Below are 24,095 nucleotides of genomic sequence, written 5' to 3'. Positions count from 1 at the left end.
CGGCCCTCGCGCCGCCCCCCCCCCCCCCCCTCCCTGCCTCGGTCGGTCTGCCCCCCCCCCCCCCCCCCCCGGGCGCCGGGGGCCGCCCCCCCCCCCCCCCCCCCCCCCCCTCACTGGTTCAGTCCTCCGATGACGAGTCTTCGTCGTCGGCTTCGGCTTCGGCCTCGGCTTCCGCCTCCGGCTTCGGCGGCTTCGTCGGCTTCGTGCGCCCGCCGGGGGTGTCCCTCAGGTACGACGTGCTGTCGCTGCCGTCCGCCGTGGCGTGCCCGCCGGAGCCGCCCGGTCCGGTCCCGTCCCGGCGCCGCAGATACCGCTCGAACTCCCGGGCGATCGCCTCGCCCGACGCCTCAGGCAGCTCCGCGGTGTCCCGGGCCTCCTCCAGCGTCTGGACGTACTCGGCGACCTCGCTGTCCTCGGCGGCCAGCTGGTCGACGCCCACCTGCCAGGCGCGCGCGTCCTCGGGCAGCTCGCCCAGCGGGATGCGTACGTCGATCAGGTCCTCCAGACGGTTGAGGAGGGCCAGCGTCGCCTTCGGGTTCGGCGGCTGCGACACGTAGTGCGGGACGGCCGCCCACAGCGAGACGGCCGGTACGCCCGCGTGCGTGCACGCCTCCTGGAGGATGCCGACGATGCCCGTGGGGCCCTCGTACTTGGTCTCCTCCAGATCCATCCGCTGGGCCAGGTCCGGGTCGGACGTGACGCCGCTGACCGGGACCGGACGGGTGTGCGGGGTGTCACCGAGCAGCGCGCCCAGGACCACCACCAGTTCCACGCCCAGCTCGTGGGCGAAGCCGAGGATCTCGTTGCAGAACGAGCGCCATCGCATCGACGGTTCGATACCGCGGACGAGCACGAGATCGCGCGGCTTGTCGCCGCCGACCCGGACGACCGAGAGACGGGTCGTGGGCCAGGTGATCTTGCGTACGCCGCCGTCCAGCCACACCGTGGGGCGGTTCACCTGGAAGTCGTAGTAGTCCTCGGCGTCCAGCGCCGCGAACACCTCGCCCTTCCACTCCCGGTCCAGATGCGCGACCGCGGTGGAGGCGGCGTCGCCGGCATCGTTCCAGCCCTCGAACGCGGCCACCATGACTGGGTCGATCAGCTCGGGAACTCCCTCCAGCTCGATCACCCAGCGCCTCCTTCCGACGTGCCCTCGCTTGACCACCCAACCTTACGGCGTGCGGCGGGGGCGCTCGCAGCCCCCTTGCACGGGGGAGTGAACGCATCACTGCCCCGATCGCCACCGCCGGACACCCCACGCCCGGAGGTCGTCACAGGGTCGACCGCAGCCACTGCTCCACGCTCGCGATGTGCACGGTCGCCCAGGAACGTGCCGCCTCCGCGTCCCGGTCGCGCAGTGCCGCCAGGATCGCCCGGTGCTCGCGCAGGGTGCCGGTGACGGCGTCCTCCTGGGTCAGCCCGCGCCAGATGCGGGCTCGGGTGGTCGGGCCGGACAGGCCGTCCAGCAGGGAACACAGCACCGAGTTCCCCGAGCTCTGCACGATGCCCCGGTGGAAGTCCAGGTCGCAGGCGACCAGCTCCTCCACCGACGGGCTGTCACCGAGCTTGTCCAACTGGGCGGAGAGCGCGTCCAGTTGCTGCTCGCTGATCCGCAGGGCCGCCATCGCGGTCGCGGCCGGTTCCAGGATGCGGCGTACCGCCAGGAACTCCAGCACCGTGTCATCGCGGTGGAAGTCGACGACGAAGCTCAGCGCCTCCAGGAGGAGCTGCGGGTCGAGGCTGGTCACGTACGTGCCGTCGCCCTGTCGTACGTCCAGGATCCGGATCAGCGACAGGGCGCGCACGGCCTCCCGCAGGGAGTTGCGGGACAGTCCCAGCTCGGAGGCGAGTTCACTCTCTTTGGGGAGCCGGTCCCCGGGGCCCAGCGCGCCGGAGACGATCATGCCCTTGATCTTCTCGATCGCCTCGTCGGTGACTGCCATGACCGGCCTCCTTCGTGCCCATTGCCCTGAGACATCGGATGTCTCAGCCACATTATGCGGTCTGTTCACAGGAGTGCCTCCAGATCGGCGATCACCGCCGTCTCGTCGAGCGTCGTCAGCGCCCGGTCGCGCATCAGCGCCCGACCGTCGACGACCGTGTCCCGTACGTCAGAGGAGTGCGCGGCGTAGGCGAGCGTGGACCACGGGTCGTGCGGCGGCCGCAGATGCGGCGCGTTCAGGTCGAGTACGACCAGGTCGGCCCGCTTGCCCGGCTCCAGCGAGCCCAGGTGCTCCCCGAGCCCCAGCGCCCGCGCGCCCTCGATCGTCGCCATGCGTACGGCCTGCTCGGCGCCGACCGCGGTGGGGTCGCCGCCGGCCTTGTGCACGAGGGCCGCCTGCCGTACCGCCCCCAGGACGTCCAGCGTGTTGGAGCTGACGGCCCCGTCCGTGCCGAGCCCCACGGTCACCCCGGCGCTCAGCAGCCGCGGTACCGGCGCGATGCCGCAGCCCAGCTTCAGGTTGGACACCGGACAGTGCGCGACCGACGTGCCGGTGCGGGCCAGCGCCGCGATCTCGGGTCCGGTCAGCTCCACGGCGTGCGCGAGCAGCAGGTCGGGTCCGAGGATCCCGAGCGAGTCGAGCAGCTCGACCGGACGCTTGCCGTACCGCATCTCGACGGTGGCGACCTCGGTGGCGTTCTCCGACGCGTGGATGTGCAACAGCGCCCCGAACTCGCGTGCCAGGGCGGCGATGTCGGTGAGCTGGTCGGGGGAGAGGGTGTAGGTGGCGTGTGCGAAGAGGACGGGGCGGGTGCCGGGCCGGGCTGCGCCGCGGGCCTGGAGGTCCCGGCGGGCCCAGGCCATCCGGTCCTCGTAGGCGATGCCGTCGGGCGGTTCGGGGACGTCCATGAAGGTGGGGCCGGTGTGCAGCCGCCAGCCCGCCTCGCGCGCCGCCTGCTCGGCCGCCTCGTGGAACCAGTACATGTCGAGCGCCGAGGTCACTCCGGCCCGTACGCTCTCGGCAACCGCCAGCCGTACCGCCGCCGCGACGTTCTTCGGCGCCAGCAGCTCGGCCTCCCACCGCAGCACCCGCTCCAGGAAGCCCTGGAGGGTCACATCGTCGGCGCGGCCCCGCAGCAGGGTCATCGCCAGGTGGGTGTGGGTGTTGACGAGCCCCGGGAGGACGAGGCAGCCCGCAGCGTCAAGGGACTGAGCGGCTGTGAACCGCGCTTTCAGGTCCGCGGCCGGTCCGACGGCCACGATCTCGCCCTCGTGGACGGCAACGGCCCCGTCCCGTACGACGGTCCCGGCGTCGTCGACCGTCAGGACGTCCCCGCCGTGCACCAACAGGTCGATGGTCACGCCGTGCCCTCCTCGGCGTCCTCCGCCAGCAGCCGCAGCGCCTCCAGCGAGACGACCGCGCCCTTCTCGACGCCCGCCACCACGACCTCCCGGTGCGGGTCGTACCCGCCGGTGGTCTCCTCGTCGACCAGTTCGTCGGCGTTCGCCCCGTCGACGACGAGGACACCGCCCGCGACGAGCCCGCGCAGCGAGGCGGTCACGAACAGCGCCGACAGCTCCATCTCGATGGCCACGAGCCCGGCACCGGCGTAGGCGAACAGCGGGATGAGCCCTGGCTGGAAGGCCGCCCGCGTCCACACGATGCCCCGGTGGTGCGCGGCGCCCGACGCGCGGGCCGCGCGCTGGAGCGCGAAGACCGCCTCCGGCGCGGAGACGGCCGGGTACTCCGGGGGCAGCAACTGCTGCGTGACCCCGTCGTCCCGTACGGCCGCCTCCGCGATGACGAGGTCGCCGTCCCCGATGCCGGGCTTCATCGCGCCCGCCGTACCGAACCGGATGAGCGTGCGCACCCCCGCGTCCGCCAGCTCCTGGAACAGCAGGATCGCGCCCGGCCCACCCACCCCGTGCGAGGCGACCACGACCGGAACGCCTTTCCAACTGCCGCTGAACACACGGTATTCGCGGTGGTACGAGACCTCCTCGGCGGCGTCGAGGAGCGCGGCGACGGCCGCCGCGCGCGCCGGGTCGCCCACGACGACCGCCTGCGCCGGGAGGCCGGTGCGGGGTATGCGGGTGATGGGCAACAGGTCCAGCGTCATGAGGCGGCTCCGGAAGGAGTGGTACGGCGACGGCGCCGGGCCGTCGTGAGGAAGAGGGCGCCGAGGGTGACGACGTAGGGCGCGGCGTCGGTCGCCTGCTGCGGCAGGCCGACGCCCTGCAGTCGGAAGCCGGCCGCCTCGGCGAGGCCGAACAGCAGCGCGGCGAGCAGCACGCCGACGGGTGCGGCACGGCCGAGCATGACCGCGACGACCGCGATCCAGCCGCGGCCCGCCGTCATGTTCTCACTGAACAAGGTGACGTTGCCGAGGGCGAGTTGGGCCCCGGCGAGCCCGCACAGGACTCCGGAGACGAGGACTGCCGCGTACTTGTACCCGGCCGGGCTCACCCCGAGCGTCGCCGCCGCGTCCGGCGCCTCGCCCACCCCCCGCAGCCTGAGCCCCCACACGTGGCGCGACAGCATCAGCGCGGTCACCCCGACGGCCGCCCACGACAGGTACGCGAGCGGGGTGAAGCCGCCGACCAGCGGCAGCCCGGCCAGCGACGGGTCGTCGAAGGTGCCCTGCACGCCGAAGACCGTACGCAGCAGGAAGCTGGTCAGGCCGACGGCCAGCAGGTTCATGGCGACGCCCAGCACGACCGCGTCGCCGCGCAGGGTCACGGTCCCGACGGCCAGGATCAGCGAGTAGGCCGCCGCGGCGAGGGCCCCCGCCAGGACGCCCAGCCACGGGCTGCCGGTGAACCAGCTCGTCGCCACGGCCGTGAAGCAGCCCATCAGCATCATGCCTTCCAGGCCGATGTTGAACACGCCCGCGCGTTCGCACAGGGCGCCGCCGAGCGCGGCGAGCAGGATCGGGGTCAGCGCGCGCAGCGCCGACATGAGCAGATCGGAGTCGAAGAACATCACACGGCCTCCTTGCGACGGTTGGACCACCGGCTCGGAAAGCGGAGTCGGGCCGCCAGGAACACGATGACGACGGCCTGCAACACCTGCGTCAGCTCGCGCGGTACCTCGGTCGTGCGCTCCATCGCGAGGCCGCCGACCTGGAGGACCGCGAAGAAGAACGAGGCGACGACCGTGCCGAGCGGCGCCGCGGTCGCCAGCAGCGCGGCCGTGAGGCCGGTCCAGGTGTAGCCGGGGGCGGTGAGCGAGCCGTCGACGAAGCGGTACGGGAAGCTCAACACCCCGATCGCGCCGACCAGGCCGGCGAGCGCGCCCGAGACGGACATCAACCGCAGGGTGAGACCCCGGCGTTCGACACCCGCGTACGCGGCGAAGCGGGAGTTGAGGCCGGTCATGCGGATCTCGTAGCCGATGACCGTGCGCCGGTCGGTGAACCAGTACACGGCCGCCGCGAGGGCCACCAGCACCAGGCCGACCGTCACGGTCGAGTCGCCGAACGCGGGCAGGGCCACCCCGTCGGGCATGGCCCGGGTCTGCGGGAGGCTGGAGCCGGGTTCCTTGAGCGGGTAGCGGGCCAGGTAGGAGGCGAGCGAGACCGCCGGGTAGCTCAGCAGCAGGCTGCTGACGAGGAGCGGGACGCCGAGCTGGTTCTCGCAGAGGGCGGCCAGGGCGGCGTACGCGGCACCGGCCGCCATGCCCGCGAGGAGGGCCAGGACGACGGTGAGCGGGGCGGGCAGCGGCGAGTACAGGCCGGTGACGGCCGCGGTGATGCCGCCGAGGACCATCTGTCCGTCGCCGCCGAGGTTGATGAGCCCGGCCCGCAGCGGGATCGCCAGCGCCAGCGCCAGGCCGAGCACGCTGGTGCCGGTGCTCAGGGTGGAGCCGATGCCGTCGGCGCCGAGGGAGCCGGTGAGGACCGCCTCGTACGCCTCGACCGGGTTCGCTCCGGTGCCGACGAGGAAGAGCGCACCGATGACGACGCCCGCGAGCACGGAGAACGTGATGGGGGAGCGCAGGGCTCCCGATATGCGGTGTTTCATGTCAGTCGACGGCCTCCCCACGGACGCTTTGGCCCGCCATCGCGAGCCCCAGCGTCCGCTCGTCCGCCTCGTCCTTCGCGTAGGTCGCCGTGATCCGGCCCTCGTACATCACCAGCACCCGGTCGGCCAGGCCGCGGATCTCGCTCAGCTCGGCCGAGACCAGCAGCACGGCGTGACCGGCGTCGCGGTAGGCGATCAGCTGGTCGTGGATGTTCTGGATCGCGCCGATGTCGACACCGCGCGTCGGCTGTTCCACCAACAACAGCGGTGCGTCGTGGGCGAGTTCGCGTCCGATCAGCAGCTTCTGCAGGTTGCCGCCGGAGAGCGCGGACGCGGCCACCTCGGGGGTGGACGCCTTGATGCCGAACCGCTCGACCAGTCGCCGCGCGTGAGCGCGTACGGCGGCGGGCGGCAGCAGGCCGCGCAAGGACAGGGTCGTACGGTGGTGGCCCATCGCGAGGTTGTCGGCGACGGACGCGGCAGGTGCCGTACCGACCGCGTGACGGTCCTCGGGGACGTACGCCAGGCCCCTGACGCGGCGCTCGGTGGCCGAGGCGTGGGTGATGTCCTCGCCCTTGAGCGCGACCCGGCCGGCGGTGGTGTGCCGCAGCCCGGCCAGCGCCTCGACCAGCTCGCTCTGGCCGTTGCCCGCGACGCCCGCGATGCCGACGATCTCCCCGGCGCGGACGGTGAGTCCGACGTCGTGCACACCGTCGGTGGCCAGGCCCGCCACGTCCAGCACCACGTCGCCCGGCGTTCCGGGCGCGTGGATGCGGTCCAGTTCGACCGCGCGGCCGGTCATCGCGGCGGCGATCTCGTCGGCGGACGTCTGCGCGGTGATCAGCCGGGCCACCACCCGGCCGTCACGCAGGACCGTCACGCGGTCGCTGCCCTCCAGCACCTCGCGCAGCTTGTGGGTGACGAGGATGACCGTACGGCCCTCGGCGGTCAGCGACTTGAGCACCACGAACAGGGCGTCCGCCTCGGCGGGCGTGAGCACCGCGGTCGGTTCGTCGAGGATGAGCGTACGGGCGCCGCGGTGCAGCAGCTTGAGGATCTCCACGCGCTGGCGCAGGCCGACCGGAAGGCCGCCGACCCGGGCGTCCGGGTCGACGGCGAGGCCGTGCTCCTCGGCGAGCTCGCGCACCCGGCGGCGGGCCGCGGCGCGGTCCACCAGGCCGAAGCGGCGCGGCTCGGCGGCGTAGACGACGTTCTCGGCGACCGTCAGCGAGTCGAACAGCTTGAAGCTCTGGTGGACCATGCCGAGCCCGGCGGCCATGGCGTCGGACGGGCTGGCGAAGTCCGCGTCCCGCCCGTCGATCCGGATCGTCCCGGCGTCGGCGCGCTCCATGCCGTACAGGATCGACATGAGTGTCGACTTGCCCGCGCCGTTCTCGCCCATCAGGGCGTGGATCTCGCCGTGGCGGACGGTCAGGTCGACGGCGTCGTTGGCGAGCGTGCCGGGGAACCGCTTGGTGATTCCCCGGAGCTCGACAGCGACATCCTCGGCGTCAGCTCGCTGCGGGGTCATCGACCTTCAGCTCTCCGGACACGATCTGGTCGCGCAGCGCCTCGACCTTCGTCAGGACGTCCTTGTGGTCGGCGATCACGCACTTCGACGAGTCGACGCCGTCCTCGAGGCCGGTGAGGCTGATGCCGCCCTCCTTGAGGCCGTACGACACGGTGGTGCCCGCCTTGCCGTCGAGGACCTGCTCGATGCCCTTCTCCACGGCGACGTCGGTGCGCTTGACGACGTTGTCCACGACCGTGCCGGGCGCAGAGACGCACTGGTTGACGTCGACGCCGTACGCGTAGGCGCCCTTGGCCTTCGCCGCCTCGAAGACGCCGTAGTTGCCGGCCGCGGCGGCCGCCATGATCTGGTCGTAGCCCTTGGAGAGCAGGGTGTTCGCCTGCTCCTTGGCGCGGGCGGAGTCGTCGAAGGGGGACTGGCCGCCGACGAAGCGGGTCGCGGTCTGCGTCTTGGCGGCGACCTGCTTGGCGCCGGCCGCGAACGGGTCGCTGTAGCGGCGGAACTGGGGCGTGTCGAGCACGTCCACCGCGCCGACCTTGCCGCTCTTGCTCAGGAGGCCGGCCTCGGCGCCCGCGAGGAAGACGCCCTCGTGCTCGCGGAAGACCGCGCAGCTGACGTTCTCGAAGGTCTTGGAGGTGCAGGCGTCGATGATCAGGAACTGCTGCTTCGGGTTCTTCTGGGCCTGCTGGGCGACGAGGTCGGCGAACTCGAAGCCGACCAGCACGATGACGTCCGGCTTCGCGTCCACCGCGGCCTGCACGTTCTGCTGCTGGGACGCCGTGTCCGTGGACTCGTACACCTTCTGCGAACCGTCGTGCTGCTTCGCCGCGTCCTTGATCCCGCTGACGGCCAGCTTCAGGAACTCGTTCTGCCCGACGGCGTCCGGCGTGACGAGCGTGAACGACTTCCCGCTGCCGCCGCTCGCGCTGTCGGAGGCGTCGTCCTTCGCGGCGGCGTTGCACGCGGTGGCCGCGACGGCCAAGAGCGAGGAGGCGACGGCGAGTTGCAGGGTACGACGGTGTCTGGAGTGCATCGGGGGACCTTCCGGGGGTACGGCGAGGCACGCTCGACGATGAGCGTGTGAGGGTGAGGGTGAGCGACGGGGCGGTGGGAAAAGCCTCAGCGTCGACAGCCGTCGCCGCAGCACCGGCCGAAGTCCAGGAAGCGGCGCTTGGTCAGCAGCATGCGTCTTCCTTTCGTCTCGGCCAATGGACTGGGTGCTGGACTCTAACACCGGTTTCCGGACACCCGTCCGACTGTCTCGAACTATGGTTCTTCGAGGTCATGTACGGTGTCGGACACCCCCGGAACAGCAGGAGTCCCCCGATATGTCCCAGGAATTGCGCGCCGTCGACTGGACCGGCACCGGCCTCGCGCTGATCGACCAGACCCTGCTTCCGCACCGCACCGAGACCATGCATGTCCAGGATGTGGACACTCTGGTCGACGCGATCCAGCGCCTCGTGGTGCGCGGCGCGCCCGCGATCGGGGCGGCGGGGGCATACGGCGTGGCGCTCGCGCTGCTGCAGGGCGAGCGGGAGGGCTGGACGGACGACGAGATCCGCAGGGCCGTCGCCCGCATCCGCGAGGCCCGGCCCACCGCCGTCAACCTCATGGTCTGCGTCGACCGGGTCACCGGCCGCCTGCCCGAGGGCCTCGACGCGGTCCTGGAAGAAGCCGCCGCCGTACAGCGCGAGGACGTCCAGGCCAACCGCGCGATGGGCGCGCACGGCGCCGACTGGCTGCTCGAACGGGTCGGCGCGGACCGCCCGTTGCGCATCCTGACCCACTGCAACACCGGCGCGCTGGCCACCGCGGGCTGGGGCACCGCCCTCGGCGTCATCCGCGAACTCCACGCGCGAGGACTGCTGGAGGTCGTCTACGCCGACGAGACGCGCCCCCTGCTCCAGGGCTCCCGCCTGACCGCCTGGGAACTGGTCCAGGAGGGCATACCGCACTACGTCCAGGCCGACGGGGCCGCCGCCGGCACCATCCTGCGCGGCGAGGTCGACGCGGCGGTCGTCGGCGCCGACCGCATCGCGGCCAACGGCGACACGGCGAACAAGGTCGGCACCGTGGGCATCGCCCTGGCCTGCGCGGACGCCGGCATCCCGTTCCTGGTCGCGGCCCCGACCACCACGGTCGACCTGGCCACCAAGACCGGCGACGACATCCACATCGAACTCCGCGACCAGGCCGAGGTGCTGGAGTGGGCGGGCCTGCGCACCGCTCCCGCCCAGTCCCGCGGCCACAACCCGGCGTTCGACGTCACGCCGGGGCGGCTGGTGACGGGGCTGGTGACGGAACGCGGCGTGTTGGAGGTGTCCGCGGGGCAGGTGCCGGGGGAGTATCTGCGGGACGCCGGGACCTCGACGGGGCGGGACGCCGGTATGTCAACAGGGACAGGGGAGTGAGCATGATCGTGCTCGTGCTGGTCGGCGTGCTCGTGCTGGTCGTCGCAGGGTGCGTCTGCGTCGTGTGGGCCTCGCGCGGCGGCCCGAGGTGGGTGCGCGCGGTGGCGACCGTGACGCTGGCGGCCGGTGAGCTGGCGCGCGCGGCGGGGCGGGGCGGCAGGAGTTCGGGTAGCAGTACCGGCGACGACTAGTCAGGACCTGTCCGGGCGGTTGCCCGCCCGGACGGCGTACGGCGACGCTCTTCCCGGCGGCGAGTTACCGCTGGCTCAGCTCCAACTCCAGGAGCCATTCCACGACTTCGGTGTGGTGCCGGGCCTGCCGCGGATCCGCGCCCCACACGTACAGCCCGTGCCCGGCCACGACCACCGCCGGCATCCGCGGATCGCGTACCGCCTCCAGGCGGTCCCCGAGGACCGACATGTCCTGGCTGTTGGCGATGACCGGCAGCGTCACCTCGACGTCGTGGGCGGGCTGGCCGACGCCCTTGAGCATCTCCACGTCCCTGAAGACGATCCCGCCCGGCTCACGGCGCCCCATCGCCACCGACGCCACCGTGTGCACGTGCACCACGGCACCGGCGCCCGTCAGCGCGGCCACGCGCGCGTGCAGCTCGGCCTCGGCGGACGGCTTGCCACCCTGGACGGCGGCGCCCCGGCCGTCGACCAACACCACGTCCGCGGGCGTCAGTTCGCCCTTGTCGTGCCCGCTCGCGGTGACCGCGAGCCGCAGCGGGTCGCGGGAGAGGACCACGGACAGGTTGCCGGAGGTGCCCCGCATCCAGCCGAAGAACGCGAAACGGGCGGACTCGGCGGCGAGCACCGCCCCCGCCTCCTCGAGGTCGAGTGCGCTGATGTCGGCGGTCACGTGCTGCTCCCAGGAGTGCTGATGCTGATCTCGTCGAACGTCCCCGCCTGCGCGTGGTCCCCGACGCCCTGCTCGTAGTACGGCTCCCCGGGCCGCCGGATCCCGACGGCGAACCAGCCGGCCGCGCGGGCCGCGTCCAGCTCTCCCGGCCGGTCGGAGAGGAAGAGAAGACGGTCCCCGGCGATCCCGGCCGACTCCGCGATACGGCGATACGACTCCGGTTCCTGTTTGGGCCCCGCGTTCTCGGTGTCGTACAGACCCGAGACCATGGAGGTCAGGTCGCCCTCCGGGCTGTTGGCGAACCACGCCCGCTGCGCGGCCACTGACCCGGACGAGTAGACGTACAGCCGTACGTCCGCGGCGTGCCACGCGCGCAGCGCCGGTACGACGTCGTCGTAGAAGTGCGAGACCAGGTCGCCGCGCGCGAAGCCCTCGGACCAGACGATGCCCTGGAGGGTCTTCAGGGGCGTGGCCTTGCGGTCCTCGTCGAGCCACGCGTTGAGCGTCTTCTCGACGTGTACGGCGTCGGCGTCCGGGACCCCGATCAGCTCCCGCACCTGCCCGACCGCCCGCGCCACCTCGGGCTCGTCGCCCCGCTCGGTGAGCAGGGCGGCGAAGCGCGAGCGCGAGTACGGGTACAGGACGTCGACGACGAACCCCGTGGCGCTCGTGGTGCCCTCGATGTCGAGCACCACGGCGTCCACGTCGAACCGGACGCCCCGCACGCTCACGCGGCGGCCCGGTCCGCGGCGTAGCCGGCCGCGATCGTGTCGTAGTCCGGGAAGCGGGAGGCGATCGTGGAGCCGGTGAAGCTGCCGATCCAGCCGTCCTCCTCGTGGAAGAAGCGGATCGCGGTGAAGGACGGCTTCGTGCCCATGTCGAACCAGTGCGTGGTGCCGCGCGGCACGCCCAGCAGGTCGCCCTTCTCGCAGAACACCGCGTGCACCTCGCCGTTCACGTGCAGATAGAAGATGCCGGAGCCGGAGACGAAGAAGCGGACCTCGTCATCGTCGTCGTGCGTGTGCTCCTGGAGGAACTTCGCCCGGGCGGCCTTCGCCTTCGCCGGGAACTCCGGGTCGTCGCTGGGGTGCAGGCCGAGCACGTCGACGGTGGTGAAGCCCTCCTCGGCGTTCAGCTTGTCGATCTCCGGGCCGTACGCCGCGAACACAGTGTCGCTGTCGGCGTCGAAGGGGACGTCCTCACGGATCGGCCACTGCTCGTAGCGCACACCGAGCGGCTTGAGCGCCTCGGCGATCTCGGCGGGGTCCGAGGTGCGGCGGATCAGGGTCTCGGGGCCGGACTCGGACCAGGTGGTCAGCAGGGTCATGGCAGCAACTCCAGGAGACGGGAAGGAAAGACCGGATACCGAGACGGGCAGCGGACGTCCGGAAAGGGAAGGGGAGTGGGGAGGGGGAGACGAGGGGCAACGGGCGGCGGCGGACAGCTGGTCAGCCGCGACACGCCGCGCCGGTACAGCACCGCATGCAGGGCATGCGCGTCGCTGTCGCGGGTGGTGTCGTCATCAGGGCCTCACTGTGCCGGGGCGGGTGCCGGTTCCGTGATGGTAACTCCCGGCGGTGCGGCCGCCAGGTGTGACCTAGTCGGCGTCTCACTCACTGAGAAATCGCTTCCATTACTTTGACGCGTGGCTGAAATCGTTCCCATGATCTGCATATGAAGACGCTGCTGCTCGTGCGGCGGCTGTACGTGGACTTGCTCCGGTCGACCACAGCTCGCTGTCACTGACCACATCCGGAGCCCCGACGCGCCCTGACTTCCCGGGTGTTCGCCGCCTGCCCGCGTGATGGCGCATTTCCGTCGTCCCCCTGGTGCGTAGCCGTCGTCCCTGGCGCATCGCCGTCGTCCCCTGCTCCGGGTCAAGCACTCCTTCCTTCACTCACCTTCGCAGCACCCTGCACCTGGAGCTCCGCATGTCCCGTACCCGCGTCCCCCTCGCCGCGCTCTCGCTGGCCTCCGTCTCCGCCCTCCTCCTCGCGGGCTGCTCGCAGTCCTCGGACGCCTCCGAGGGGAGCGGCAACTCCGCGGCCCCGGCCGCCGCCGCCACCGGAAAGAAGCCCGCGCCCTTCAGCGCGGGTGCCGTCAAGGTGGCCCTGGTCCGGCAGAGCGGCGCCGGTGACTACTTCGAGCAGTGGGGCAACGGCGCCAAGGCGCAGGCCAAGGCCCTCGGCATCGACCTGACCGTGTACGACGCCCAGGCCGACAACGCCAAGCAGGCCACCGACCTGTCCTCGGCCATCAACTCCGGCGCAAAAGCGATCATCATCGACCACGGCTTCCCGGCGACCATCCAGCCGGAGATCGACAAGGCCGTGAAGAAGGGCATCAAGGTCGTCGTCTACGACGTCGAGACCCCGACCAAGGGCGTCGTCAGCACCGAACAGGACGACGCCAGCATGGCCCAGGCCGTTCTCGACGTGATGGCCGAGAAGGTCGGCAAGGACGCCAAGGTCGGCTACGTCAACGTGGCCGGTTACGCCGCCCTCGACAAGCGCGACAGCGTCTGGAAGAAGACGGCCGACGCGCAGGGCTGGAAGCAGGAGTTCAAGGTCGGCAAGGTCACCGACTCCACCGCCACCGACAACGTTCCCCTGGTCTCCGCCGCGCTCACCCAGCACGCGGACGTGGCCGGCGTCTTCGCCCCCTACGACGAGCTCGCCAAGGGCACCGTCCTCGCCGTGCAGAACAAGAAGCTCCAGGACAAGGTGAAGGTCTTCGGCGCGGACGTCTCCAACGCCGACATCCAGAACATGACCGCCGCGGGCAGCCCGTGGGTCGCCACGGCGGGCACCGACCCGTCCGCGGTCGGCGCAGCCGTCGTCCGTACGACCGCCCTGGAACTGGCCGGAGAGCTGAACAAGACCACGGTCTCGTTCCCGGCCGTCGCCATCACCCAGGACTTCCTGCGCGAGAAGAAGATCGCGAACATGGACCAGCTGCGGGAGGCGCTGCCCGCGCTGAACCTCTCCAAGGTCAGCACCGCGGACTGGATCTCCAATGTCGCCCACTGACCCTGTTTCAGCGGAGCCGACGGCGCCTGCGGCCGTCGGGCTCACCGACGTCAGCATGGCCTTCGGCGGCAAGACGGTCCTCGCCGCCGTCTCGCTCGACATCGCCCCGGGCAGCGTGGTCGCGCTGCTCGGCGCGAACGGGGCCGGCAAGTCGACGCTGATCAAGATCCTGTCCGGCGTCCACACCGACCATGGGGGAGAGGTGCGGGTGGGCGGCAAGCCGGTCGCCCTCAACTCGCCGCTGGCCGCCCGGCAGTTGGGCATCCAGACCGTGCACCAGCGCATCTCCGAGGGCATCGTGCCCGGCCTGACGGTCGCCGAGAACCTGGTCTTCGAGGAGCTGGCGCAGCGGCGCGGGAACCCCTTCGTGAACGGCGGGCGGGTCCTCGCCCGCGCCCGTGAGATCCAGTCGTCCCTCGGCCTCGGCTGGAGCGACTCGCTGCTCAGGAAGGACGTCACCGAACTCGGCATCTCCGACCGGCAGTTGCTGATCCTCGCCCGCGCCCTCGCCACCCGGCCCCGCCTGCTGATCCTCGACGAGCCGACCTCGGCGCTGTCGGCGGCCGAGGCGGAGCGGCTCTTCGCCCTCGTCGAGAAGATGCGCGACGACGGCATCGCGGTCCTCTACGTCTCCCACCGCCTCGGCGAGATCGACGCGCTCGCCGACCGTCTGGTCGTCCTGCGAGACGGCCGTCTCACCGAGGACCAGACCAAGCCCTTCGACTGGGACGCCGCCCTGCGCGCGATGCTCGCCCAGGCGCAGGAGACGACGACGGCCCGCCCGGTCCGGCAGGGCGACCGAGGGGACGTCGTCCTCTCCCTGCGCGGCGTCCGTCTCCTCGAAGGCCGAGCCCCGCTCGACCTCGACCTGCGCACCGGCGAGGTCACCGGCGTGGTGGGCCTGTTGGGTGCCGGGAAGACCGAGCTGGCGCGCGGCCTGTTCGGGGCGGAACCGTTCCCGGCGGGCACGGTCGAGCTCGACGGCAAGCCCTACGAACCCCGGCGCCCCGCCGACGCCATCCGCGGCGGGATCCACCTGGTCCCCGAGGACCGGCACGCCGACGCCCTCGTCCCCGGCTGGTCGGTGGCGCAGAACATCTCGCTGCCGTTCCTCACGTCCCTGTCGCGGGCCGGACTCGTGAGCCGCTCCCGCGAGGATGCCCAGGGCCGCGAGGCCATCGACGCCCTCGGTGTCGTCGCCCGCGACGAGCACAGCACCGTGGAGGAGCTGTCCGGCGGCAACCAGCAGAAGGTCGTCGTCGGCCGCTGGCTCGCGAAGACCCCCCGCGTCCTCATCCTGGATGAACCGTTCCGAGGTGTGGACATCGGCGCCCGCCGGGACATCGGCCGCCGCGCCCGCGCCCTCGCCGCGGAGGGCGCCGCCGTGCTCGTGCTGTCCGCCGACGTCGACGAGATCCTCGAGATCGCCGACCGGGTCGTCGTACTCGCCGCCGGTGAGATCCACCTCGACGCGTACGGCGAGGACGCGGAACGCGACCGCGTGATCCAGACCATCGCCGTCTCCGTCTGAGTTCCTCCGACACCGGCCGCCGAGGAAGAGCACTCCATGACCACCAGAGGCACCTCATGACCACCGGAAGCACCTCATGACCACCACGCAGAGCACCGAGGTCCCCACCAAGGCGGCGCTCCCGCCCGCGACCTCCACCGCCGTACGCGTCCAGAACGCCGTGATCAAGTACGGCTTCATCTTCGTCACGGTCGCGCTCTTCGCGTACTTCGCGCTGAGCGAGGGCTCCTTCCGCGAGTCGGCGACCCTCCTCGACACCCTCCGCTACGTTTCCGTCGCCGCCATCCTCGGCCTCGGCGTCACCCTCACCATGGCCGTCGGCGGAATGGACATGTCGGTGGGCGCGGTCGCCGGCCTCGGCGTCTCGGTCGCCGCGCAGACGATGGTCGTCTTCAACCAGGTCGGCACGGTCGCGATCATCGCGGTGCTGGCCGCGGGCGCGCTGGCGGGCCTGCTCAACGCCCTCCTCATCGTCGTGCTGAAGATCCCCGACATGCTGGCCACGCTCGGCACCATGTTCGTCATCCAGGGCAGCAAACTCATCCTGGTCGACGGCCAGTCCATCACCCCCGGCATGACGATGTCCGACGGCTCCACCGCGCCCGGCAGGTTCACCGAGGGCTTCCTGCGCATCGACCGCGGCGCGGTCTTCGGCATCCCCGTCTCCGTGCTGATCTTCGGTGCGCTCACGGTCGTCGCCTGGGTCTTCCTGGCCCGCACCCGCTGGGGCCGCGTCCTGTACGCCATCGGCGCCAACCCCGAGGCCTCCCGCCTGGCCGGCATCCGCGTCGGCGCCTACCGGGCCCTGGCGTACGTCCTGTCCGGCGTGCTGGCCTCCGTCGGCGGCCTGATCCTGGCGTCCCGCATCGGCCAGGGCGACGTCTCGGCCGGCACGTCCCAGCTCCTGGAGGCTGTCGCCGTGGCACTGGTCGGTACGTCGGTGCTGGGCCGCGGGCGTCCGAACGTCTGGGGCACCGCCCTGGGCGCGGTGCTCATCGGCATCATCACCACCGGCCTGACCATCAAGGGCCTGCCGTACTACACGCAGGACGTCGTCGAGGGCGCGGTCCTCATCCTCGCCCTGGTCTTCAGCTTCACCCTGTCCAAGCGCCGTACCGCATAAGGGAATTCAGACATGGGCTACCGCATCCTGGAGACCGACGACCTCCCCGGCTACCTGCACGAGCGGGGCCACTGGGCGAACCCGGACGACATCCACGTCCGCGAGGTCTCCGACGGCAACATGAACCGGGTGTTCCTGGCCTCGTCCGCGGACGGCACCCGCAGCCTCGCCGTCAAGCAGGCCCTGCCCTGGGTCCGGGTCGCGGGCCCGTCCTGGCCGATGAACCCCGACCGCGCCGACGCCGAGGCCCGCGCCTACGAGCAGCTCGCCAAGGTCGCCCCCGACAAGATCCCGGCCATCCACGGCTACGACCCCGAGAACTACGCCCTCGTCATGGAGGACATGTCCGACCTGGAGGTCCTGCGCACCCTCCTCAACGAGGGCGCGGCGTACGGCCCGCACACGTCGGCGAGGATCGGCGAGCTGGTCGCGCAACTCTCCTTCACCACGAGCGACTTCGGCATGTCGTCCGCTGAACGCAAGGCGCTCGTCGCGGCCTCCGTCAGCCCTGAGCTCTGCAAGATCACCGAGGACGTCGTCCTGTCCGAGCCGTACGTCGAGCACGAACACAACCACTGGCATCCCGGACTGGACGACCTGGCGACGGAGTTCCGCGCGGACGTCCGCCTGCGCACCGAGGTCGCCGACCTCCGCCACACCTTCATGACGAGCGCCCAGGCCCTGCTCCACGGCGACCTGCACACCGGCAGCGTCATGGTCGGCGCACGCGAAGGCGCCCCGGTCGTCCGGGTCTTCGACCCCGAGTTCTCCTTCGTGGGCCCGATCGGCTTCGACCTCGGCCTGTACTGGGCCAACGCGCTGGTCTCGGAGGAACGGGCCCGCGCTCTCGGCACGCTGAGCGACCACGGCGACCAGCTCCGGCTGTCCTGGGAGGCGTTCGACGCGGAGTTCCGCCGCCTGTGGCTCACCCGCGCCGACACCTTCTTCGACGACGCCTACCTCGACCGCTTCCTGCGCCGCGTCTGGACACAGTCCGTCGGCTACGCCGGCACGGAGATCGTCCGCCGCATCATCGGCTTCGCCCACCTGACGGACCTGACGACCCTGCCCGACCCGGTCCCGGCGTCCCGCCGCGCCCTGCTGCTGGGACGTGAACTGATCGTCCGCCGGGAGGAGCTGACGACACCCGACCACATCCGGGCGCTCGTCTGACGGCCGTCGGGCCGCATCGAACGGCCCCCGGCACACGGGTAGTCGGGTAGTCGGGCACGCGAAAGGGGCGGCTCCGTCGGCGTGGAGCCGCCCCTTTCGCGTCGTACCGCCTACTTCTTGTCGAGCAGGTCCTGCACCTTCGCGCGGACGTCGTCCGTCGCCAGACCCCGGATCGTCAGCGTCGTACGGCGGCGCAGCACGTCGTCCGTCGTCTCGGCCCACTCGTTGTCACGGGCGTAGACGACCTGCGCCCAGATCTCCGGGGCGTCCGGGTGGACGCGCTCGGCGAGTTCCGGGTTGTCGTTGGCGATGCGGGCGATGTCGAAGGCCAGTGAACCGTAGTGCGTGGCCAGGTGCCTGGCCGTGTCGGCGGCCATGCGCGGACCCGGCGCGGGGTGGTCGACAAGCAGACGGTGGGCCACCGCGCGCGGATTGGCCACACCCGGCAGCGGCAGCTTCTTCGGCAGCGAGGAGATCGGCTCGAAGTCGTCGCCCAGGGGGTGGCCCGGCAGCGCCTCCAGCTTCTGCATGACCGTACGGCCGATGTGCCGGAAGGTCGTCCACTTGCCGCCCGCGACCGACAGCATCCCGCCCCTGCCCTCGGTCACCACCGTCTCGCGCTTGGCCTTCGCCGTGCTGCCGGGGCCACCCGGCAGCACCCGCAGACCCGCGAAGGCGTACGTGATGAGGTCGCGGTCGAGCTGCTGGTCGCGGATGGAGAACGCGGCCTCGTCGAGTATCTGGGCGGTGTCCTTCTCGGTGACCGAGACATCCGCCGGGTCGCCCTCGAACTCCTCGTCGGTCGTGCCGAGCAGCAGCATGTCCTCCCAGGGCAGGGCGAAGGTGATGCGGTACTTGTCGATCGGGGTGGCGAGCGCGGCCCGCCAGGGGGAGGTGCGCTTCAGGACGAGGTGCGCGCCCTTCGACAGGCGGATGGACGGCGCCGCGTTCGGGTCCTCCAGCTTGCGCAGGTGGTCGACCCACGGTCCGGTCGCGTTCAGGACGAGCCGGGCGTTCACGCCGAACTCGTCACCGGACTGGCGGTCGCGCAGGTCGGCGCCCGTGACCCGGCCCTTGGTGAAGCGCAGGCCCGTCACCTCGGCGTGGTTCAACACCGCCGCGCCCGCCTCGACGGCCGCGCGGACCGTCATCAGTGCCATGCGCGCGTCGTTCATCTGGTCGTCGCCGTACACGGCCACGGCCTTGAGGTTGTCGGTACGCAGCTCGGGCACGTCCCGCGCGGCCTTCGACGGGCTGAGCAGGTGGCCCACGCCGTCGCCGAAGGCGGACAGCGCGGAGTAGGCGAACACGCCCGCCCCGAGCTTCGCCGCGCCGTGCGGCCCGCCCTTGTACACGGGGAGGTAGAACGTGAGCGGGTTCGCCAGGTGAGGGGCCACCTGGCGGGAGACCGCACGGCGCTCGAAGTGGTTCTCCGCCACCAGCCGCACCGCGCCGGTCTGCAGGTATCGCAGACCGCCGTGGAGCAGCTTGGAGGAGGCGGACGACGTGGCGCCGGCGAAGTCGCCGGCGTCGACCAGAGCCACCCTGAGGCCGGACTGCGCGGCATGCCAGGCGGTGGAGATGCCGAGGATGCCGCCGCCGATCACGAGAAGGTCGTACGACGCCTTGGCGAGCTGCTCCCGGGTCTCGGCTCGGCTCGGGTTCGAGCCGAAGGCCGGGCGCGTACCGAGGGCAGGCACGGACTGCAGGGTGGACTGACTGGTCATTCGGGTTCTTACTCCTCGTCCTCGAGCCAGCCCATGGTCCGCTCGACGGCCTTGAGCCAGCTCTTGTACTCACGGTCGCGGATGTCCGCGTCCATGCGGGGGGTCCACTCGGCGGCCCTGCGCCAGTTGGCGCGCAGGTCGTCGGTGTTGGTCCAGAAGCCGACGGCGATGCCGGCGGCGTAGGCGGCGCCGAGGCAGGTGGTCTCGGCGACCATCGGGCGCACCACGGGGGCGTCCAGGAAGTCGGAGAGCGTCTGCATCAGCAGGTTGTTGGAGGTCATGCCGCCGTCGACCTTGAGGGCCGTGAGCTCGACGCCGGAGTCCTTCGTCATGGCGTCGCTGATCTCACGGGTCTGCCAGGCGGTGGCCTCCAGGACGGCGCGCGCGAGGTGCGCCTTGGTGACGTACCGGGTGAGGCCGGCGATCACACCGCGGGCGTCCGGACGCCAGTACGGGGCGAACAGACCGGAGAAGGCCGGCACGAAGTACGCGCCGCCGTTGTCCTCGACCGACAGCGCGAGCGTCTCGATCTCGGCGGCGGTGCTGATCAGGCCCATCTGGTCGCGCATCCACTGCACCAGCGAACCGGTGACGGCGATCGAGCCCTCCAGGGCGTAGACCGGCTTGTCGTCGCCGATCCGGTAGCCCACGGTGGTCAGCAGCCCGCTGTACGAGTTGATGATCTTCTCGCCGGTGTTCATCAGCATGAACGTGCCGGTGCCGTACGTGGACTTGGCCTCTCCCTCGGAGAAACAGGTCTGGCCGAACAGGGCCGCCTGCTGGTCGCCGAGCGCGGAGGCGACCGGGATGCCGCCGAGCAGGTCGCCCAGCTTGCCGCCGGTGATCTCGCCGTAGACCTCGGCGGAGGACCGGATCTCGGGGAGCATCGCCAGCGGGACGCCGATGGACTCGGCGATCTTCGGGTCCCACTCCAGCGTGTGCAGGTTCATCAGCATGGTGCGGGAGGCGTTGGTGACGTCGGTGACGTGCCTGCCGCCGTCGACACCACCGGTCAGGTTCCAGATGACCCAGCTGTCCATGGTGCCGAAGAGGATGTCGCCGGCCTCGGCGCGCTCACGCAGGCCCTCGACGTTGTCGAGGAGCCAGCGGGCCTTGGGCCCCGCGAAGTACGAGGCCAGCGGCAGGCCGGTCTCGCGGCGGAAGCGGTCCTGTCCGACATTGCGGCCGAGATCTCTGCACAGCGCGTCGGTGCGGGTGTCCTGCCAGACGATGGCGTTGTGGACGGGCTCACCGGTGTTCTTGTCCCACAGGAGAGTGGTCTCGCGCTGGTTGGTGATGCCGATGGCCTTGATGTCGTCGCGGGTGATGCCCGCCTTCTCGATGGCGGAGGCGACGACCTCCTGGACGTTCGTCCAGATCTCGGTGGCGTTGTGCTCGACCCAGCCCGGCTTCGGGAAGATCTGCTCGTGCTCCTTCTGGTCGACGGAGACGATACCGCCGTCCCGGTCGAAGACGATGCAGCGGCTGGAGGTGGTGCCCTGGTCGATGGCGGCAATGAACGGGCCATGCCCGTGGGATGCGATGCCGGCGGTGTGGGCGTCGGTCACTGTGTGCTCCTGGAAGTCCGTGGTTGAGGGGCTGTACGTACGGCGCGTGCTGCGCGGCTTGGCGCTTCGTGCTCCGTGCTGAGACAGACGAGGCTCGGCGCCCTCAAGCAAATGCGACGTTGTAGATGCCTGCAGCGATGGCGCCGCCGATCAGCGGACCGACCACCGGGATCCAGGCGTAGCCCCAGTCGGAGCCGCCCTTGTTGGGCAGGGGCAGGAGGGCGTGCACGATGCGCGGACCGAGGTCACGGGCCGGGTTGATCGCATAGCCGGTCGGACCGCCGAGGGACAGACCGATGGAGACCACCACGAGGGAGGTGATCAGGGCGCCCAGGGTGCCGAGGCCGTCACCGTCGGCGTTCAGGCCCTGGGTGAGGATGGCGAGCACCAGCACCACGGTGCCGATGATCTCCGTGGCGAGGTTCTGCCACACGACGCGGATCTCGGGACCGGTGGAGAAGATGCCCAGGACCGGGCCCGCGCCCTTCTCCTGCGCCTCGACGGCCTTGGCCGCGGTGGCCTGCGCGCCCGGACCGCCGACGATCTCCCTGTCGGTGAGGTGCGCGTGGAACTGGCCGTAGTAGGCGACCCAGACCAGAGCCGCGCCGATCGCGGCGCCGAGTATCTGGCCGGCCCAGTAGACCGGGACGTCGCTCCAGTCGCCGTCCTTGATGGCGAGCGCGAGTGTCACGGCCGGGTTGAGGTGGGCGCCGGAGAGCGGCGCGGAGGTGTACACGGCCGTCAGTACGGCGAAACCCCACCCGAAGGTGATGGCGAGCCAGCCGGCGTTGCGGGCCTTGGAGGCCTTCAGTGTGACGCCGGCGCAGACGCCACCGCCGAGCAGGATGAGTATGGCGGTACCGATGGTCTCGCCGATGAAGATGTCGGAGCTGGACACCCGCGACTCCTTTGTCCTTCGTCCAGGGGAAGAGCTGCCGGCCCTTGGCGTCGTCTCACTGTAACGCCTATTGCCGGTCGGTGTTCGACAATGTCGACCGATGGACGGGAGTCTTGCTCTGGCGTTACAGGCACGTCAAGAGGTCTGTTATCGAAAACACGATCGTTATTGAGCGTCGTGTGCTATCGATCTTGCGCCGCGCTCGGGGCGTCGGGCATCTCGGCGCATGGCGAGGACCGGAACGCCCGTGGCGTCCCGGCTGTTTTCCGATCGGCGTCGCTCAGAACCGTCCGGCGCCCAGGTCCCGCGACACCGCGCGGGCGCAGTCCCGCACCGCGGCGACCAGCTCGGGGCGCAACTCGCCGTCCCTGCACAGCCGCTCCACCGCGCCGGTGATGCCGACCGCTCCCACCGGCATGCGCCGGCGGTCGTGGATGGGCGCGGCGACTGAGGCGACGCCCTCCCAGGTCTCCTCGACGTCGGCCGCGTATCCGCGCGCGCGCGTGATGTCGAGGATCTGCTCGAACGCGTCCAGATCACAGACGGTCCGGTCCGTGAACGCCTTGCGGTCGCTCTCCAGCGCCTCGCTGTGGGCGACCGGGTCGTAGGCCGAGAGAACCTTGCCCAGCGCCGTGCAGTGCAGGGGCTGCATGGCGCCGATCTCCAGTACCTGCCGGCTGTCGTCCGGTCGGAAGACGTGGTGCACGATCAGCACGCCGTGCTGGTGCAGCACCCCGAGGTGGACGCTCTCCCCGCTGGAGCGGGCCAGGTCGTCCGTCCACACCAGGGCGCGCGCCCGCAGCTCGTGCACGTCGAGATACGTGGTGCCCAGGCGCAGCAGCTCGGCGCCCAGCTGGTAGCGGCCCGAGGCGTCGTCCTGCTCCACGAAACCCTCGTGCTGGAGGGTGCGCAGGATGCCGTGCGCGGTGCCTTTGGCGAGGCCCAGCGACGAGGCGATGTCCGAGAGGCCGAGCCGACGCTCACCGCCCGCGAGCAGCCGCAGCATCGCGGCCGCCCGTTCGAGCGACTGGATGTTCCGTGCCATCGCCGTTGTGCCTCCGTCCCCTTCGGCCGCCGATCCGCGGTCCGCTGCCTCGTTCGGCAATGTCGAACACTACCGGTCCATGCCGACCTCCCGCCAATGGTCGGTCACAACTGTTGCGTCACTCGTATCCCGTGAGTGACCTCGCCGCCATCCTCGTCCGCCCCGTGGACGACCTGACCAGCGGGCCGCCGCCCCGGTTACCCTGGCGGCGTGCGCCCCCGGGGAGAGTGCCACGGGTGGCGCTAAGCCGACAGCCGTCGCACCCGAGGGAGCCCTTTTCATGGCCTCTGTGCCGCCGACCCCTTCCGCCGACAGCCGGACTCGTGTGTCCGCCCTCCGTGACGCGCTCGCCTCCCGTGTGGTGGTGGCCGACGGGGCGATGGGCACCATGCTCCAGGCGCAGGACCCCACGTTGGAGGACTTCGAGCAGCTCGAGGGCTGCAACGAGATCCTGAACGTGACCCGCCCGGACATCGTGCGCTCCGTCCACGAGGCGTACTTCGCCGTGGGTGTCGACTGCGTCGAGACCAACACCTTCGGCGCCAACCACTCGGCCGCGACCGAGTACGAGATCGCCGACCGCGTGTACGAACTGTCCGAGGCGGGTGCCCGCATCGCCCGCGAGACCGCCGACGAGTACGCCGCCCGCGACGGCCGCACGCGCTGGGTGCTGGGCTCGGTGGGCCCGGGCACCAAGCTCCCCACCCTGGGCCACATCTCGTACGGGACGATCCGTGACGGCTACCAGTCCAACGCGGAGGGCCTGCTGGCCGGCGGATCCGACGCCCTGATCGTCGAGACCACGCAGGACCTCCTCCAGACCAAGGCCTCGGTGCTGGGCGCCCGGCGCGCGATGGAGGCGACCGGCGTGGAGGTGCCGCTGGTGGTCTCCATGGCGTTCGAGACGACCGGCACCATGCTGCTCGGATCCGAGATCGGCGCCGCGCTGACGGCGCTGGAGCCCCTCGGCATCGACATGATCGGCCTCAACTGCTCCACCGGCCCGGCCGAGATGAGCGAGCACCTGCGTTACCTCACCCGCCACTCCCGCATCCCGCTGCTGTGCATGCCGAACGCGGGCCTCCCGGTCCTCACCAAGGACGGCGCGCACTTCCCGCTCGACCCCAAGGGCCTGGCCGACGCCCAGGAGACCTTCGTCCGGGAGTACGGCCTGTCCCTGATCGGTGGCTGCTGCGGCACCACCCCCGAGCATCTGCGCCAGGTCGT

General features: G+C 71.2%; 22 protein-coding genes. 7 read left to right on the top strand and 15 right to left on the bottom strand.

Annotated elements, in window-relative coordinates:
* Positions 1-118: 118 nt before the first annotated feature.
* From ACFYO2_RS46355 to ACFYO2_RS46320, 8 genes are all read right to left on the bottom strand, one after another.
* Positions 119-1,129 carry a PAC2 family protein gene (locus ACFYO2_RS46355; RefSeq protein WP_388362672.1) on the bottom strand — a complete coding sequence of 337 codons (1,011 nt, stop codon included), beginning with the start codon at positions 1,127-1,129 and terminating at the stop codon, positions 119-121.
* A gap of 142 nt (positions 1,130-1,271) precedes the next feature.
* Entirely contained in the window at positions 1,272-1,943 is a 672-nt protein-coding gene (locus ACFYO2_RS46350; protein WP_388362669.1) for a FadR/GntR family transcriptional regulator, read from the bottom strand.
* A gap of 65 nt (positions 1,944-2,008) precedes the next feature.
* On the bottom strand, positions 2,009-3,304 hold the full coding sequence (locus tag ACFYO2_RS46345) for an amidohydrolase (RefSeq protein WP_388362666.1): 1,296 nt from the start codon (positions 3,302-3,304) through the stop codon (positions 2,009-2,011).
* The gene (locus tag ACFYO2_RS46340; RefSeq protein WP_388362664.1) at positions 3,301-4,062 is read right to left on the bottom strand and encodes a purine-nucleoside phosphorylase; all 762 of its coding nucleotides are present in this window, start codon (positions 4,060-4,062) and stop codon (positions 3,301-3,303) included. Before ACFYO2_RS46340 ends, ACFYO2_RS46345 begins: the two co-directional genes overlap by 4 nt.
* On the bottom strand, positions 4,059-4,925 hold the full coding sequence (locus tag ACFYO2_RS46335; protein ID WP_388362661.1) for an ABC transporter permease: 867 nt from the start codon (positions 4,923-4,925) through the stop codon (positions 4,059-4,061). The genes ACFYO2_RS46340 and ACFYO2_RS46335 overlap by 4 nt, the downstream gene beginning before the upstream one ends.
* Positions 4,925-5,965 (bottom strand): ABC transporter permease, encoded by a 1,041-nt coding sequence (locus tag ACFYO2_RS46330; protein WP_388362659.1) that lies wholly within the window; start codon positions 5,963-5,965, stop codon positions 4,925-4,927. Before ACFYO2_RS46330 ends, ACFYO2_RS46335 begins: the two co-directional genes overlap by 1 nt.
* 1 nt (position 5,966) lies before the next feature.
* Positions 5,967-7,496, bottom strand: coding sequence for an ABC transporter ATP-binding protein (locus ACFYO2_RS46325; protein ID WP_388362656.1), 1,530 nt, complete (start codon positions 7,494-7,496; stop codon positions 5,967-5,969).
* Complete coding sequence (locus tag ACFYO2_RS46320) at positions 7,477-8,529, bottom strand: BMP family ABC transporter substrate-binding protein (RefSeq protein WP_388362654.1); 1,053 nt, start codon at positions 8,527-8,529, stop codon at positions 7,477-7,479. Before ACFYO2_RS46320 ends, ACFYO2_RS46325 begins: the two co-directional genes overlap by 20 nt.
* A 295-nt stretch (positions 8,530-8,824) precedes the next feature.
* On the opposite strand from ACFYO2_RS46320, the gene mtnA reads away from it, so the two are divergent.
* Both mtnA and ACFYO2_RS46310 read left to right on the top strand, forming a co-directional pair.
* Complete coding sequence (mtnA, locus tag ACFYO2_RS46315) at positions 8,825-9,910, top strand: S-methyl-5-thioribose-1-phosphate isomerase (RefSeq protein WP_388362651.1); 1,086 nt, start codon at positions 8,825-8,827, stop codon at positions 9,908-9,910.
* A gap of 2 nt (positions 9,911-9,912) precedes the next feature.
* Positions 9,913-10,101, top strand: a complete 189-nt coding sequence (locus ACFYO2_RS46310; RefSeq protein ID WP_388362706.1) for a hypothetical protein — start codon at positions 9,913-9,915, stop codon at positions 10,099-10,101.
* A gap of 64 nt (positions 10,102-10,165) precedes the next feature.
* Here the strand turns inward: ACFYO2_RS46310 and mtnB are convergent, their stop codons facing one another.
* Genes mtnB through ACFYO2_RS46295 form a run of 3 tightly spaced genes read right to left on the bottom strand, consistent with a single transcriptional unit; the run spans position 10,166 to position 12,101 of the window.
* Positions 10,166-10,774 (bottom strand): methylthioribulose 1-phosphate dehydratase, encoded by a 609-nt coding sequence (gene mtnB / locus ACFYO2_RS46305; protein ID WP_388362648.1) that lies wholly within the window; start codon positions 10,772-10,774, stop codon positions 10,166-10,168.
* Positions 10,771-11,505 (bottom strand): acireductone synthase, encoded by a 735-nt coding sequence (gene mtnC / locus ACFYO2_RS46300; protein WP_388362645.1) that lies wholly within the window; start codon positions 11,503-11,505, stop codon positions 10,771-10,773. Before mtnC ends, mtnB begins: the two co-directional genes overlap by 4 nt.
* Entirely contained in the window at positions 11,502-12,101 is a 600-nt protein-coding gene (locus tag ACFYO2_RS46295; RefSeq protein WP_388362642.1) for an acireductone dioxygenase, read from the bottom strand. Before ACFYO2_RS46295 ends, mtnC begins: the two co-directional genes overlap by 4 nt.
* A 604-nt stretch (positions 12,102-12,705) precedes the next feature.
* Between ACFYO2_RS46295 and ACFYO2_RS46290 the strand changes: the two genes are divergently transcribed.
* From ACFYO2_RS46290 to mtnK, 4 genes are all read left to right on the top strand, one after another.
* Positions 12,706-13,803 carry a substrate-binding domain-containing protein gene (locus ACFYO2_RS46290; RefSeq protein ID WP_388362639.1) on the top strand — a complete coding sequence of 366 codons (1,098 nt, stop codon included), beginning with the start codon at positions 12,706-12,708 and terminating at the stop codon, positions 13,801-13,803.
* Positions 13,790-15,334 (top strand): sugar ABC transporter ATP-binding protein, encoded by a 1,545-nt coding sequence (locus ACFYO2_RS46285; RefSeq protein WP_388362636.1) that lies wholly within the window; start codon positions 13,790-13,792, stop codon positions 15,332-15,334. Before ACFYO2_RS46290 ends, ACFYO2_RS46285 begins: the two co-directional genes overlap by 14 nt.
* Positions 15,335-15,410: 76 nt before the next feature.
* Positions 15,411-16,457, top strand: coding sequence for an ABC transporter permease (locus ACFYO2_RS46280; RefSeq protein WP_388362633.1), 1,047 nt, complete (start codon positions 15,411-15,413; stop codon positions 16,455-16,457).
* A gap of 12 nt (positions 16,458-16,469) precedes the next feature.
* Entirely contained in the window at positions 16,470-17,630 is a 1,161-nt protein-coding gene (gene mtnK / locus ACFYO2_RS46275) for an S-methyl-5-thioribose kinase (protein WP_388362630.1), read from the top strand.
* A gap of 110 nt (positions 17,631-17,740) precedes the next feature.
* Here mtnK and ACFYO2_RS46270 read toward each other — a convergent pair whose 3' ends face one another.
* From ACFYO2_RS46270 to ACFYO2_RS46255, 4 genes are all read right to left on the bottom strand, one after another.
* Positions 17,741-19,357, bottom strand: a complete 1,617-nt coding sequence (locus ACFYO2_RS46270) for an FAD-dependent oxidoreductase (protein WP_388362627.1) — start codon at positions 19,355-19,357, stop codon at positions 17,741-17,743.
* An 8-nt stretch (positions 19,358-19,365) separates the two neighbouring features.
* Positions 19,366-20,925 carry a glycerol kinase GlpK gene (glpK, locus tag ACFYO2_RS46265; protein ID WP_388362626.1) on the bottom strand — a complete coding sequence of 520 codons (1,560 nt, stop codon included), beginning with the start codon at positions 20,923-20,925 and terminating at the stop codon, positions 19,366-19,368.
* Positions 20,926-21,028: 103 nt separating this feature from the next.
* Positions 21,029-21,823 (bottom strand): MIP/aquaporin family protein, encoded by a 795-nt coding sequence (locus tag ACFYO2_RS46260; protein WP_388362623.1) that lies wholly within the window; start codon positions 21,821-21,823, stop codon positions 21,029-21,031.
* Between the two features lie 280 nt (positions 21,824-22,103).
* A complete protein-coding gene (locus ACFYO2_RS46255) occupies positions 22,104-22,868 on the bottom strand; it encodes an IclR family transcriptional regulator (protein WP_388362621.1) in 765 nt (254 codons plus the stop codon).
* A gap of 280 nt (positions 22,869-23,148) precedes the next feature.
* Between ACFYO2_RS46255 and ACFYO2_RS46250 the strand changes: the two genes are divergently transcribed.
* On the top strand, positions 23,149-24,095 hold a 947-nt coding region (locus ACFYO2_RS46250), incomplete at its 3' end, for a homocysteine S-methyltransferase family protein (RefSeq protein ID WP_388362619.1).

It is taken from the genome of Streptomyces sp. NPDC006602, assembly GCF_042870385.1.
GTDB lineage: Bacteria > Actinomycetota > Actinomycetes > Streptomycetales > Streptomycetaceae > Streptomyces.
The sequence above is the reverse complement of the archived record's forward strand: the minus strand, read 5'-3'. Positions and strand labels throughout refer to the sequence as shown.